General features: G+C 67.6%; 9 protein-coding genes. 4 read left to right on the forward strand and 5 right to left on the reverse strand.

The genetic code is table 11. The features are described 5' to 3' along the window. From G3N61_RS11515 to G3N61_RS11535, 5 genes are all read right to left on the reverse strand, one after another. The coding region (locus tag G3N61_RS11515; RefSeq protein ID WP_241017700.1) for a circularly permuted type 2 ATP-grasp protein at nucleotides 1-1,332 on the reverse strand (1,332 nt) is incomplete at its 3' end. A 217-nt stretch (nucleotides 1,333-1,549) separates the two neighbouring features. After that, nucleotides 1,550-4,963 (reverse strand): transglutaminase family protein, encoded by a 3,414-nt coding sequence (locus tag G3N61_RS11520; RefSeq protein WP_205822441.1) that lies wholly within the window; start codon nucleotides 4,961-4,963, stop codon nucleotides 1,550-1,552. Nucleotides 4,964-5,059: 96 nt separating this feature from the next. Continuing rightward, entirely contained in the window at nucleotides 5,060-6,043 is a 984-nt protein-coding gene (locus G3N61_RS11525) for a transglutaminase family protein (protein WP_089453220.1), read from the reverse strand. Nucleotides 6,044-6,051: 8 nt separating this feature from the next. Next, nucleotides 6,052-6,993 carry an alpha-E domain-containing protein gene (locus tag G3N61_RS11530; RefSeq protein WP_043183282.1) on the reverse strand — a complete coding sequence of 314 codons (942 nt, stop codon included), beginning with the start codon at nucleotides 6,991-6,993 and terminating at the stop codon, nucleotides 6,052-6,054. A 64-nt stretch (nucleotides 6,994-7,057) separates the two neighbouring features. Next, nucleotides 7,058-8,473, reverse strand: coding sequence for a circularly permuted type 2 ATP-grasp protein (locus tag G3N61_RS11535; protein ID WP_179258821.1), 1,416 nt, complete (start codon nucleotides 8,471-8,473; stop codon nucleotides 7,058-7,060). Nucleotides 8,474-9,074: 601 nt separating this feature from the next. On the opposite strand from G3N61_RS11535, the gene G3N61_RS11540 reads away from it, so the two are divergent. The 4 genes from G3N61_RS11540 to pgaA all read left to right on the forward strand — a co-directional run bounded on the left by G3N61_RS11540 (nucleotide 9,075) and on the right by pgaA (nucleotide 14,910). Further along, a complete protein-coding gene (locus G3N61_RS11540) occupies nucleotides 9,075-10,073 on the forward strand; it encodes a LysR substrate-binding domain-containing protein (RefSeq protein ID WP_043183279.1) in 999 nt (332 codons plus the stop codon). Between the two features lie 712 nt (nucleotides 10,074-10,785). Then, the gene (locus G3N61_RS11545; RefSeq protein WP_205822442.1) at nucleotides 10,786-11,229 is read left to right on the forward strand and encodes a hypothetical protein; all 444 of its coding nucleotides are present in this window, start codon (nucleotides 10,786-10,788) and stop codon (nucleotides 11,227-11,229) included. 63 nt (nucleotides 11,230-11,292) lie between these two features. After that, nucleotides 11,293-12,105, forward strand: a complete 813-nt coding sequence (locus tag G3N61_RS11550; protein WP_205822443.1) for a hypothetical protein — start codon at nucleotides 11,293-11,295, stop codon at nucleotides 12,103-12,105. Between the two features lie 105 nt (nucleotides 12,106-12,210). Continuing rightward, nucleotides 12,211-14,910: a poly-beta-1,6 N-acetyl-D-glucosamine export porin PgaA gene (gene pgaA, locus G3N61_RS11555; protein WP_205822444.1), complete on the forward strand. Its 2,700-nt coding sequence runs from the start codon at nucleotides 12,211-12,213 to the stop codon at nucleotides 14,908-14,910. The last annotated feature ends 11 nt before the right edge of the window (nucleotides 14,911-14,921 follow it).

Genomic DNA, 14,921 nt, shown 5'->3' on the forward strand with positions numbered 1-14,921 from the left:
GACCACGAGGTTCTCTTCTGCATGGCGGACCTTCGCGGCGAGGTCCTCGGTACGGCGCGGAAAGAAACCGAGCGACTGCTTGAGCGCCCCGATCGCCGCACGGTAGTCGACGTGGCCCGACGCGGCCTGGACGTCGGGTGGATAGGATGCCTTGACGATGCCGCGCGCGAGCTGCGGCAGCGCGTCGTCGCACGCGGCCGCCTCGCCGCACCACCACGAATGCACGGCCGGCAGCGTCAGCGTTTCGCCGAGCAGCCCTTCCGCGAGACGCGGCATGAAGCCGAGCATCGCCGGCGATTCGAGGAAGCCCGAACCCGGCGCGTTCGCGAGCAGCACGTTGCCCGCGCGCACGGCCTGCAGCAGACCCGGCACGCCGAGCATCGAATCGGGCCGCAGTTCGAGCGGATCGAGCCACGCGTCGTCGACGCGTCGCAGGATGCCATGCACGGGTTCGAGCCCGCGCAGCGTCTTCAGGAAGACGCGGTTGTCGCGCGCGGTCAGGTCGCCGCCTTCGACGAGCGTGAGGCCGAGGTAGCGCGCGAGATACGCGTGCTCGAAATACGTCGCGCTGTGCGGCCCCGGTGTGAGCAGCACGATCCGCGAATTCTTGCGGGCCGGGCTGAGCGCCTGCATGCTCTGCAGCAGCGCGCGGTACGCGGACGCGAGCCGCTGCACGCGCAGCCCGCGAAACCCGCGCGGAAAGAGCCGCGACACGATCAGCCGGTTTTCGAGCAGGTAGCCCAGGCCGGCCGCGCCCTGCGTGTGCTGCGCGACGATCCGCCACTGCCCGTCCGGGCCGCGCGCGAGATCGAACGCGACGACGTGCAGCCAGGTATCGCCCGGCACGCGCGCGCCGCGCATCGCGCGCAGGTAGCCGGGATGCCCGGTGACGAGCGCGGGCGGCAGCAGCCCGCGCGCGAGGATCGTCTGCGGGCCGTACAGGTCGGCCAGCGTCGCGTTGAGCAGCCGCACGCGCTGCAGCACGCCGCGCTCGATCGCGACCCAGTCCTCGGGCGTGACGATCAGCGGCAGCAGGTCGAGCGACCACGGGCCGGCCGCGCCGTCGCCGGCGCGCTGCTCGTGCAGTTGATAGAACAGGCCGTTCTCGCGCATGCGCCGGTACAGCGCGTCGGCGCGGCGATCGAGATCGGCCACGCCGTCGCTGCCGATCGATGTGAAGAAGCTGCGCCACGCGGGCGCGAGCGCAGGCGCGTTCAGGCCGGCCGCGCTGCCGCGCAGCTCGTCGTAACGGCCGGCGGCGGCCGGCGCCGCGAGCGCGGCGGCCAGTTCGGCGGCGTCCGGCTGCGCGCCGGTATCGAAAAGCGTGGGCATCGCGTCGGGGGCGGCGAGATGATCGGTGTCAATGGGCGGCACGATGTCGTTCCGTCGTCAGGGTGCAACCGCGCATGCGCGCCGCCGCACCGGCGGCAAGCTGCAGCGGCGCGCGGCCGCAATCTGCCCGCATCCTAGCATTCCGGCGGGGCCGCCAGCGACCGCCGCACCCGGGTGTCGCGAACCGCGCATGGTCGCCCGTCCTGTCATCGTCCGGTCACGGCCGCCGCAGGTCGAGCGTGAACGGGAATTCGCGGCTCGGCGCGGCAGCCGCGACATCCATCCGCCCCGGCGTATGCCCCATCTCGACGAAGCGTGCGAGCCGGCGGCTCTCGGCTTCGTAGGCATTGACCGGGAACGTCGCGTAGTTGCGCCCGCCCGGATGCGCGACGTGATAGCGGCAGCCGCCGAGCGAGCGCTGCAGCCACGTATCGACGATGTCGAACGTGAGCGGCGCGTGCACGCCGAGGGTCGGATGCAGCGCGGACGGCGGCGACCACGCCTTGTAGCGCACGCCCGCGACGTATTCGCCGACGGTGCCGGTCGGCTGCAGCGGCAGTGCGCGGCCGTTGACCGTCACGACGTGCCGGTTGTCGTTCAGCCCCGTCACGCGCACTTCGAGCCGTTCGACCGACGAATCGACGTAGCGCACGTTGCCGCCGGGCGCACCCTCCTCGCCCATCACGTGCCACGGTTCCAGCGCGCCGCGCAGCGACAGCTGCATGCCGTTCACCGCGATCTGGCCGAACAGCGGGAAGCGGAATTCGAAGTGCGGCGCGAACCATGCCGGATCGAACGCGAAGCCGGCGTCGCGCAGTTCGGCCAGCACGTCGTCGAAATCCATCTGAAGAAACGCGGGCAGCATGAAACGGTCATGCAGCGCGGTACCCCAGCGCGTGAGCGGCGTCGTGTACGGCGCGGCCCAGAAACGCGCGACCAGCGCGCGCAGCAGCAGTTGCTGCACGATGCTCATCCGCGCATGCGGCGGCATCTCGAACGCGCGCAGTTCCAGCAGGCCGAGCCGGCCGGTCGACGAATCGGGCGAATACAGCTTGTCGATACAGAATTCGCTGCGGTGCGTGTTGCCGGTCACGTCGATCAGCAGGTTGCGCAGCACGCGGTCGACGAGCCACGGCGGCATGTCCTGCCCGAACAGCAGCTTGTTGCGCTGGATCTCCGCGAACGCGATGTCGAGCTCGTAGAGCTGGTCGTTGCGCGCCTCGTCGACGCGCGGCGCCTGGCTCGTCGGCCCGATGAAGAGCCCCGAGAACAGGTACGACAGCGACGGATGGTTGTGCCAGTACGCGATCAGGCTCGCCAGGAGATCCGGGCGGCGCAGGAACGGGCTGTCGGCCGGCGTCGCGCCGCCGAGCACGAAGTGATTGCCGCCGCCCGTGCCGACGTGACGGCCGTCGACCATGAACTTCTCGCTGCACAGCCGCGACTGCCACGCGGCGTCGTACAGGAATTCGGTGTGATCGACCAGCTCGTCGAAATTCGCGGCCGGATGGATGTTCACCTCGATCACGCCGGGATCGGGCGTCACCTGCAACAGCTTCAGCCGCGCGTCGCGCGGCGGCGGATAGCCTTCGAGCACGAGCTTCACGCCGAGCGCGTGCGCGGTCAGCTCGATCGCGCCGAGCAGGTCGAGATAATCCTCGAGCGCGGCAAGCGGCGGCATGAACAGGTACAGGATGCCGTTGCGCACTTCGACGCACAGCGCGGTGCGCGTGATCCACGCCGCCGATTCGAAACGCTCGGGGAGGCGACTCGGGTCGCGCGCGGCCGGCCGCCCTTTTCCGGCCGTGCCGTCGTCGCGCCACTGCATCACGGTCTGCGCGGCCGCCTCGCGATGCACGCCGGACAGGTAGCGCGGCGCATCGGCCGGGCCCGCGTAGCGCGCGCGGATCGCGGTGGCGTCGGGCAGCACGTCGCGCGGCGCGAACGGATCGCGCTCGACGAGGTACGGGTAGTCGGCGCGGCTCGCCCACGGCAGCGAATCGAGCGGCAGCCGATAGCCCATCGGCGAATCGCCGGGCATCAGGTACATCCGCTCGTCGCGGAAGAACCACGGGCCCGTCTGCCAGCGCGGGCCGTCGAGGCCCGGCGCATCGTCTGCACGCTTGACCGGCAGCACATAGCCGACCACGCTGTCGAGCTGCTGCTCGAACACCTTGCGCAGCCGCGCGCGTTCGAGCTCGTCGTCGAGACGCGAGTCGAACGGGTCGACGTTGACCGGCAGCCGGCGCTCGCGCCACAGGTAGTACCAGACGTCCTCGTAGCCGGGCCGGATGAATTCGCCGGTCAGGTTCAGCCGCGCGGCCAGCGCGTCGATGAAGCGCTTCGCGTCGCCGGTCGTATAAGCGGACGGCTCGCGCTCGTCGGCGAACAGCGACGGATCGTGCCACACCGGCTGGCCATCGGCCCGCCAGAAGATCGACAGCGCCCAGCGCGGCAGTTGCTCGCCCGGATACCACTTGCCCTGCCCGAAATGCAGGAAGCCGCCGTCGCCGTATTCGGCGCGCAGCCGCTGCACGAGCTCGGTTGCGTAGCCGCGCTTGGTCGGGCCGAGCGCGTCGGTGTTCCACTCGGCGCCGTCGCGATCGTCGATCGACACGAAGGTCGGCTCGCCGCCCTGCGTGAGCCGCACGTCACCGGCCGCCAGCGCGCCGTCGACCTGCGTGCCGAGCGCCAGCACGGCGTCCCATTGCGCGTCCGTATACGGCTTCGTCACGCGCGGCGATTCGTACACGCGCGTCACGCTCATCTCGTGCTCGAACGACACCTCGCACTCGTCGATCAACCCCTCGACCGGCGCCGCGCTGGTCGGCTGCGGCGTGCAGGCCAGCGGAATGTGGCCCTCGCCGGCGAGCAGGCCCGAGGTCGGGTCGAAGCCGATCCAGCCGGCGCCCGGCAGATAGACCTCGCACCACGCGTGCAGGTCGGTGAAGTCGACCGACGTGCCGCTCGGGCCGTCGAGCGACTTCACGTCGGGTGTGAGCTGGATCAGGTAGCCCGACACGAAACGCGCGGCGATGCCGAGATGGCGGCACAGCTGCACGAGCAACCATGCGCTGTCGCGGCACGAGCCGGAGGCGAGTTCTAGCGTCTGCTCGGGCGTCTGCACGCCCGGCTCCATCCGCACGAGATAGCCGATGTCGCGCTGCAGTTGCTGGTTCAGCGCAACGAGGAAATTCACGGTGCCGGCCGGCGTGAGGTCGACACCGTCGAGATACGTGCGGAACAGTTGCGACGCGCTCGTCTGCGGGTCGCACACGAGATACGGCGCGAGCTCGATCTTCAACGCGTCGTCATAGCTGAACGGGTATTGCTCCGCGCTCGCTTCGAGAAAGAAGTCGAACGGGTTGTACACCGACATCTCGGCGACGAGATCGATCGTGATCTCGAAGTGCTCGGTGCGCTCCGGAAACACGAGCCGCGCGAGATAGTTCGAGAACGGGTCCTGCTGCCAGTTGATGAAGTGCTGCGCGGGCTCGACCGTCATCGAATACGCGAGGATCGGCGTCCGGCAGTGCGGCGCGGGCCGCAGCCGCACGACCTGCGGGCCGAGGTTGACGAGCCGGTCGTAGCGATAGCGGGTGGTGTGATGCAGCGCGACGTGGATGGACATGGGAGCTCGGTTCGGGTTGGGCCCGCCGCGCGCCGCGTCGCGCTCGATGCGACGCGGTGGCCCGGCCTGGCGGATTCGGCGAAAGCGTGCGTCGGATCAGACGAGTTCCGGCGTCTGCACGACGCTGATCTCGACGCCGACGGCCGTCGCGCCGAGCCCCGTCACCGGCTGCGCGTCGCGATAGTCGAGGCCGACCGCGATGCGCACGTAGCGCTCGTCCGGGCAGCGATTCATGAACGGATCGAACCCGACCCAGCCGAGCCCTTCGACATAGGCCTCGGCCCACGCATGGCCGGCCGGCTGCTGCATCAGCCCGGCCGCTTGCGGCTGCGCACCGTGCGCCGGCTGCGGCATCCCCTGCGACTGCGATTGCGCGGCATGCGACGCGCCGAGCACCTGCTGCATGCCCTCGCCGCTCTGCAGCGCGAGCGCTTCTTCCTCCTCGTTGTCGCCCGCGTTCTGCTTCGCGTCGGCGATGCGCTGCATCGCGCTGTCCGCCAGCACGTAGCCCGAGATATAGCGCGCGGGAATCTTCAGCACGCGCGCGGCTGCGATGAACGCATGCGCATGATCGCGGCTCGTGCCCTCGCCGCTTTGCAGCGCGGTTTCCGCATCGACGGGCGCTTCGGCGGCCAGGTTCGGCGCATACGCGATGCGGTCGTGCACTTCCGTCATCAGCCAGTGCAGTGCATCGAGGCTGTGCGGCTCGATCGGCAGCGCTTGCGCGAGTGCGCGAACGGTGTCGCCCGCCTTCGTGAGCGCGGTCTCGCGCTCGAAGATCCACGGCGGCGCATAGCCTTCAGGATGACCGAGTATGCCCGCGCGGTCCTGCGTCTCGACGACGCCGGCCGCGATGACGACGATCTCGGCCTTCGCGCCGCGGTCGTGCCGCACGAGGTCGATCCGGTTGCCGAGCCCGTCGGCATAGGACAGCGTCGGCTCGACGCCGTCGATCGTGACCTGCCACGCGCGCACCGTCTGCCCGGGGCCCGACTGCGGACGCAGCCGCAGCCGTTGCAGGGCGTGGGTGGCTTGATCGTCGAACTGATAACGCGAGATGTGTCGGATGGCGAGTCGCATGGCAAGTCTCAGTCGAAGTTGTAGGCCTGGGCGATTTCGAGCCCGAGGCTGTTGTTGCGGCCGATGAAGTCGGTCAGGAACTCGTGCAGGCCGCTCTTGAAGATCCGCTCGACCGAGGTGTCGGACAGCATCTGCAGGATCTTCGCGGCCGTGTCGTGACACGGATGTGTCACGCCGTAATCCTTCGCGAGCAGGTTCAGGCTCGACACGACACGCCCGTAGCAATAGCGCAGCGAGCGCGGCATGCGGCCGTTCAGGATCAGGTAGTCGGCGATGTTCATCGGCTTGTACTGCACGTCGTACACCCAGCGGTACGAACGGTGCGCGGCGACGCAGCGCAGGATGGTCTCCCACTGGTAGTTGTCGAGGATCGTGCCGACGTGCGACACCGACGGCAGCAGCAGGTGGTATTTGACGTCGATGATCCGTGCGGTGTTGTCCGCGCGCTCGACGAACGCGCCGATCTGCGCAAAATCGAAGATCTCGTTGCGCAGCATCGTGCTGTAGAAACTGCCGAGGATCAGCGCGGTTTCGCGCTTCACCTGGTCGAGCACGGCCGGCAGCTCGCTCTCCGGCACCGGCTGCGCGAGTGCGCGGCGCAGCGCGAGCCACGCGCCGTTCACGCTCTCCCACGCCTCGCGCGTGAGCGCCGTGCGCACCATCCGCGCATTCGAGCGCGCGGCCTCGATGCACGACAGCACGCTCGACGGGTTGTCGCGGTCGCGCAGCAGGTAGTCGGTCACGGTATCGGCCGCATACGCATCGTATTTCTGCCGGTAGCCGTCGTCCGTGCCCGAGCTGACAAGCACCGACGACCATTCGGCCGGCGCGTCGGACGTGCGCGTGAGCGCCATCCGCAGCCCGGCATCGACGATGCGCGCGATGTTCTCCGCGCGCTCGATATAGCGGTACATCCAGTAGAGACCGCTTGCAGTACGTCCCAGAAGCATCTCGTGTCCACTCCGTCTTCGTTCGGTTGGCGCGCCGGTTCCGGCGCGCGCGGTCGCGTCCGGCTCAGTCGGCCAGCACCCAGGTGTCCTTGGTGCCGCCGCCCTGGCTCGAGTTGACGACGAGCGATCCCTCCTTCAGCGCGACGCGCGTGAGCCCGCCCGGCGTGATGCGGATCCGGTCCGACACCAGCACGAACGGCCGCAGGTCGACGTGGCGCGGCGCGAGGCCGGCTTCGGTCAGGATCGGCGTCGTGGACAGCGCGAGCGTCGGCTGCGCGATGTAGTTCGCGGGGCGCGCGCGCAGCTTCGCGGCAAAGGCTTCGAGCTCGGCCTTCGACGCGCATGGCCCGACCAGCATCCCGTAGCCGCCCGAGCCGTGCACTTCCTTCACGACCAGTTCGTCGAGATGGTCGAGCACGTACTTCAGGCTGTCGGTCTCGCCGCAGCGCCAGGTCGGCACGTTCTCCAGCAGCGCCTTGCGGCCCGTGTAGAACTCGACGATCTCCGGCATGTACGAGTAGATCGCCTTGTCGTCGGCGATGCCGGTGCCGGGCGCGTTCGCGATCGTGATGTTGCCCGCGCGGTAGACGTCCATGATCCCCGCGACGCCGAGCACCGAATCGGGACGGAACGTGAGCGGATCGAGGAACGCGTCGTCGACGCGGCGGTACAGCACGTCGATCGGGCGGAAGCCCTCGGTCGTGCGCATCGCGACGCGGCCGTCGATCACCTGCAGGTCGCTGCCCTCGACGAGATGCACGCCCATCTGGTCGGCGAGGAACGAATGTTCGTAGTACGCGGAATTGTGGATGCCGGGCGTGAGCACGGCGACGGTCGGGTTGTCGGCATTGCCGCCCGGCGGGCACACGGCCGCGAGCGACTGGCGCAGCATCTGCGGATAAGTTTCGACCGGGCGCACCTTCACCTGCTGGAACAGCTCCGGGAAGAGCTGCATCATCGTCTCGCGGTTTTCCAGCATGTACGACACGCCGGACGGGGTGCGCGCGTTGTCTTCCAGCACGTAGAACTCGTTCTCGCCGGTGCGCACGATGTCCACGCCGATGATGTGCGTGTAAACGTTTCCGGGCGGCCGGAAGTCGATCATCTCCGGAATGAATGCTTCGTTGTGCGCAATCAGGTGCTTCGGCACGATGCCCGCGCGCACGATTTCCTGGCGATGGTAGATGTCGTCGAGGAACGCATTGAGCGCCATCACGCGCTGCTCGATGCCGAGCGACAGCCGGCTCCATTCAGCGCCCGAGATGATGCGCGGGACGATGTCGAACGGAATCAGCCGCTCGGCGGCCTCCGCGTCGCCGTAGACGGCGAACGTGATGCCCGTCTTGCGGAACACGCCTTCCGCGTCGTGGGCTTTCTGGGCGAGGCTCGCGGGATTCTGCGTGTCGAGCCACTGCTTCAGGCGCGCGTAGGGCGCCCTTACCATGTCGCCGGATTGCAGCATTTCATCGAATGGCTTCATCGATCTTTTCTCCATCGATCGTTTTCCCCGGCATTGCGCATGCCGGACCGGCGTAACGACTGCGTCGCAAGGAACGTGCCTTGCGCGATCCCCTCGATAATCCCCCCTTTTTGCGCCGCGCCAGGCACGCCTGCGCGGCATGACGCACCACGGCGGTGCAGCGCCCGACACGACGGGCGACGACGGTGCGTCGCAGGCGCGCGTGCCCCATGCTGCGCTGCGACTTTCGAACATAGTTCCCCCGCGTGTCACGAATGTGCAATCTGCACTGCACAAAAAACGGCCCGCCCGGGCGCGGAAACGCGCCGCAACGAAAGGATGGGAAGGCGGGCCGGTACGCGCACGGCGCAACCGGCCCTGGGGGGAAGTACCGTCTGCGGCCGCACCGGCAGTTCGACGCGATGAACTGTCCGGTTAGCCGGGTCCGGCACCTCAACGCTATGCAGCCGTAATCCCGCCGACAACGCCCATGCATATTTCGACTGACACCCATCGAAAAAAAACATCGGGTCGCCGCATGCGAGGCGCGGTACGCTAGAACGTTCGTGCAGCGAAGCGGCGCCGCCCTTCAGGCGCCCGACTATAAAAAGCGAAGATCGAAATGGAAGCAAAGTGGCTGGAAGATTTCCTGAGCCTTGCGGATACCAAGAGCTTTTCCCGGGCCGCGCGTAACCGGCACCTCACGCAATCGGCATTCAGCAGACGAATTGCCGCACTCGAAACCTGGATGGACGCGAAGCTGGTCGACCGGAGCATCAACCCGATCACGCTGACGCCGGCCGGCCAGATGTTCCGCGGGCTCGCCGCGGACATCCTGCGCAGCATGTATGCGGCGCGCAATCTCGTGAACGGCTACGACCAGTTCGCGGCCAGCGATCAGGTCGTGCGTTTCGCGGTTGCCCATACGCTCGTCTTCACGCTGTTTCCCGAATGGCTCAAGCAGCTCAACGGCGAGGTCGGCCACGTGACCGCGCGCGTCAACGCGGTGAACGTGCCGGAAGGCGTGCAGCAACTCGTCGAAGGTGAATGCGACCTGCTGCTCGGCTATCACCATCCGCAGTTGCCGATCGTGCTCGACCCGAACCACTTCCCGTTCGTCAGCCTCGGCGTCGAACGGATCCTGCCCGTGTCGACGCCCGACGCGCGCGGCAAACCCGTGTTCCAGTTGCCGGGCACCGCCGATGCGCCGCTGCCGCTGCTCGCGTATTCGTCGGGCGCGTTTCTCGGCAACATCGTCGAGATGCTGCTGCTGAATGCCACCGAGCCGTACGTGCTGCACCGGTGCTTCGAGACGCACATGTCCGAGGCGTTGAAGGGCATGGTCGTGGCCGGGCACGGGATCGGCTGGCTGCCGGAAAGCTGCGTCGCGAAGGAACTCGCGGAAGGCACGCTCGTGTGCGCGGGGGCCGGCGACTGGATCACCGAGCTCGAAATCCGCCTGTACCGGTCGGCGCGCAAGCGCGGGCTCGCGGCCGAGCAACTGTGGACCTACATCATGAACCGGCCGCGCGCGGCGGTCGACGGTGCAGTCGGCGCGACCGAATCAGCGGCCGCGCCGGCGATGCGCATCGCGCGGCGCAGCGCGGGCGGCAGCCGCTGATCTTCGCGTTCGCGTCGCGCCCGTCGGCGACGCGAATGCGGGTACGATTTGCAGTGATCCGAATGCGCATGCATCGACGTCGCGTCGTCTCTCAGCGAACGCGCCCCGCTCTCCGGTAGCAAACCGCGATCCCGCTATCGCCTGAAAAATTACCGCGCCAGACCCGGAATCGATATCAGACGAATCGCAAACGTTTGCACTACCGAGATGAATTCTTTACGCCCGCGACAGTGTCCCGGCATTTTCCGTCTGATTATCAGGACAGAAATACCCTGTTACAGAACAAATTAAAAGTTTCGATTTACCTGTAACAATCTAAAATACCAAAAACTCCGCCCCCTCATTTCACATCGTGTGACCTGTATCCGGGACGATATCAATTCTCCTGAAACACAGCCGCAAAAATTCCTTTTGTCAGTCGTTATTTTTCGGCACGAATGTCGATACCTCCGACATGATTCAATCCGTGCTGGATCATCGCTACCGAATAGCAATAATCATATTCGGCAATAACGACTTTCTTCTGCGTCAAGAGAATCATACGAATCCGTCGTTATCCTATTTAAATAGGATATTTCACCGACGTGCCATTCCGGCCACACGCGGTTGTTGGTTCAAAAACCATCGTGTATCAATAGCGTGTCGCAAAAAGAACGCTGGCAAATCTGACTCGGAATAAATGCTCGTCATTGATTCCGGACGGGAGGTTGCAATGTCTTCCTCGTTTCGACAGCATGCTCGCCCTTACCTGAGCGCATTCATCTCCGCGCTCTGCATGAATGCGATGGCCCAGACGCTCGCGTCCCAGCCACCCGCCCCCGCCCCTGCCCCGGCATCCGACCCGGGTGCGGGCCGCTACGTCATTTCGTATATCTGCGGCGATGCGCGGATCGACGGTACGGCACCGCTGCCCCCCGACGGACGGCCGTACAACCTGGGCGTGTCGTTTGCTTCCGCCAAGACAGGGCAGCCGCTCGCCAACGTCCAGGTGCGCCTGCGACGACATGGTCGCGTACTCGTCGAATTCAATGCATCGGGGTCGCGCTGCCTGTTCAGCGTGCCCGATGCGAGCTACCGGGTCGAAGGCACCTATCAGGGCGCGACCCAGTTCGCGATCGTCGAAACGGGTGCGCTGACCACGCAGTTGCGATGGTGAACGCCACCTGACCCCGCCCGAATCGCGACTTTCACCGCAACGTATCGAATCGAGGAGCTTTGCATGACTCGTGGAGAACGACCGGACGGTTCGCCCGCCCACCCGCCGAAACCCTCCTGGGGGCCCGGAAAGAACGCGGCGCTCAGCTTCGTCGCATTCGCCGCGATCTTCGGCATCTTCGCCTATGTCGAACGGGACACGACAGTCAGCCATGCAAGCGTGACGCACGACATCTCCGGTGTGATCAGAACCGCCGTCGGGAAAACCCGCCACGCAATCGTAGCCGCCACGGCGCGCGCAACCAGCGCGTCCGGCGCGCCCGGAACGTCGACCGCCTCCGACCCCGCCCCCATGCCTGCGCCGGCGCTCGCGCAGGCCACGCCCCCCGTCACACCGCAGCCATCCGCGTCGGAAGCGCTCGCGGTATCGACGGTGCGCCCCGTCACGCTCGCGGTCGAGCCGGAAGCGGCGCCACCGGCACGGCCCCACGCCGTCGCGAAGCACCGGCAATCGTCGCATGCATCGCCCGTGATGCTGGCGGCCAACTCGCGTGCCGCGCCGGCCCACAGCCGCGCCGCCATACGGCCCGGCGCCGCGCATCGCGCACCGCGAACCGAAACGCTGGCCGGCACGAAAAAGCGCATGGACCTCGCGCCGAAACCGCAGTCGTACGGACCCGATTCGGCCCGCATGCAGACGGCAAGCGTCACGCGCTCGGATCTGGAAAGTGCACGTGCGCTGGCGAAGGCGCGCTCGTGCGCGGTGATCGACGAATGGAACTGTGTGGAACAAAACGCGAGCCGGGTGCTCGCGATCGACCCGAAGAACAGCGAATCGCGCGCGTTGCTTGGGCAAGCGATCCGCAACCGGCTGTAAGCCGGATCCGCATCGCCGGGCACTCGCAGCCCGGCCACGCGATGCGCGCCGACGCGCGTCGTCAGGCGTGCAACCGATGTGATCGTTTCGAAAGGAGGACACCTCGTGGACAACAATCGTAAACAACAATGCACCACCGACGCTCCGTCCAACCGGCGGATCCTCCTGCATGCGCCGCTGGTGTTGCTGCTCGTCGCGTCCGGCCCCTGCTTCTCCGCCGACGGCGATACGGAAGCGGGCGGCGTCAACGCAATCGCCGGGACCCACGGCGCGCCGGATGCGCCGCCGCGCGCCATGCAGCCCACGGTCGTGTCGATCCAGATTGCCGACGCTGCGGGCGCCCCGCCCCCTCATGCGCCGACGCCGATCGCGCAGGCTTCCGATGCATCGATGCAGATCGCGCAGGCATCGAACCCGCAGCAGCCGACCACGGTCGTGGTCGAACCGGAGGCGCCGAAATCGAGCGACCCGGTGCCGGTCGCGCGAACGCCGGATACGCCGACGACGCCGAATACGCCGGCACCGGTCGCGCAGACACCGGACACGCCGATGCTGCTAGCACAGGCCACGACCGCCCGGCCGCCCGATGCGCCGACGCTTCCTGCCGCGACGACGTCCGACACGCCGGCATCCCCTTCGCCAGCACCGATCGCGCCCACGCCGGACGCCCCGCCGACAGTCGCACAACCTGCGCCCGCCGTACCGTCGAATACGCCGACGCAAACCGCGCAGGCCTCCGGCACCCCGATGCCGAACTCGCCTGCGCCCGTTCCCCAGATGCCTGGCGCGCCGCCGCCGTCGCCCCCGGCGCCGAACGCGCAGACGCCCGGCGCCCAGCTACCCGACGAAGGGACACAACGATCGCAAGGGCCCGACGTCGAGACCCCGAATGCCCAGGCACCTAATCTGAGCACCGCCGACGTCGCGACCGTACGCAACGACGTGTTCGGCCTCGCGGCGAGCGGCGGCGCGATCAAGGCGCTCGACGAAGCCAAGGCACGGCCCGACGCGTTCTCCGCCGTCGATATCGCGCAACTCGAAGAACTGGCGATTCGCCAGCAGGTGCGCGGCGGACGCGACAAGTCGCGCTCGATGACGAGTTCCGACCGCTTCGACGGGATCGACAACGCGCTGCGCGCGGCGGACGACCTCGACAAGCGGATGCCGGCCACGCCCGAGTACACGCCGGTCCGGACGGCGCTCGCGGGCGACCGCACGGTCGCCTACGCCGCGCGCGGCGACATGAAGCAGGCCGTCTCGACGTTCGAGACCATTCCGTCCAACGCGGAGATCTCGATCGACGCGCTGTCGGCCGTCGGCGATGCCTACCTGTACCTGAGCGAGCCGGGCAAGGCCAACGCCGTGTACCAGCGCGCGCTGAAGCAGGCAACCGCATCGCCGACGGACCGCGCGACCCGAGGCTTCCAGTACGGCGCACGCACGCGCCCGATCGAACTTCGCGAAGGGCTGTTCTGGTCGTACGTCGACCAGGGCCGCGCGGCGGACGCGAAACAGGTGCTCGATGACATGGGCGCATCGCTGCCGCCGGCCAAGGAGGTGCAAACCGTCGGCCCAGGGGAAAGCGACTATCTGCGCTACTACCGGCTGCGCGCGCAATACCTGATCTTCACGGGTCACGTCGATCAGGGGATCGCCGCGCTCGAGGCGCTCGAGAAGCAGGTGCCGTTCAACGCGGAGATCCGTGCCGCGCACGCCGACGCGGTGTCCGGCCAGTCGCATCCCCGCCAGGCGATCGCGATGTATCACGCGTCGCTGACCGACCACCCGGACAGCGTCGAAATGCTCGCGGGCCTCGGCCGCGCATCGCTCGCGGCGGACGACTACGCGACCGCGAAGAACGTCGACCAGACCCTGGACAACACGTTCCCGGACAGCGGTGCCGTGCGCAGCTTCAAGCGCGACTACAACGCATACCGCAGCCCCGTGTTCACGACCGACCTGAGCTACGAGCACGGCAACAGCGCACTGGCCGACAACAGCTTCACGTCGGACAGCTATGTGTATTCGCAACCGTTCGGCGACAACTGGCGCGTCTTCTCGCACACGTTCTTCGGCTATGCGCAGACCGACGCCGGCAACCTCAGCCGCACGCGTACGGGCGTCGGCGGCGACTACCGTCACGGGCCGCTCACGGTCCAGGGCGAAGTCACGCGCTCGCTCGGCTCGGACGGCCGAACCGGTGGCCGCGGGTCGATCGCGTACGCGCTGAACGACTACTGGACCGTCAGCGGCTCGCTCGACACCAACGACAACGCGCTGCCGTGGAAAGCGTATGCCGCGCACATCTGGGGCCGCACGGCGAACGTCTCGGTGGTGTATCGCCAGAACGACCGGCGCGAGGTCAAGCTGAGCTACGGCGTGAGCCGCTACAGCGACACGAACCTGCACCAGGAAATTTCGGCGACCGCCACGCAGCGCGTGTACACGACCGCCAACCAGCAGGTCAACGTCTCGCTGGATCTCGGCACCGACAGCAACACGCGCCAGAACGCGCCCTACTTCAACCCGGGCCGCGACTATGCGGCCGCGGCGACCGTCATGCACCAGCTGACCCTGTGGAAGAAGGGCGACATGGGGCTGCAGCAGCGTGTCTCGGTGTCCGGCGGCGTGTACAACGAGCGCGGCTTCGGCACCAGCCCTCTGTGGAGCGCGCGCCTCGAGCACGCGTGGACGTTCAAGCACGACATCACGCTGAGCTATGGCGTCGAGGTCAGCAGCCACGCGTACGACGGCGAGCGCGAACGCTCCGAAACCGGCTTCATGTCGGTCAACCTGCCGTTCTAGCAAGGAGATCG

The sequence above is a fragment of the Burkholderia sp. Ac-20349 genome (assembly GCF_017104865.1).
GTDB classification, from domain to species: domain Bacteria; phylum Pseudomonadota; class Gammaproteobacteria; order Burkholderiales; family Burkholderiaceae; genus Burkholderia; species Burkholderia aenigmatica.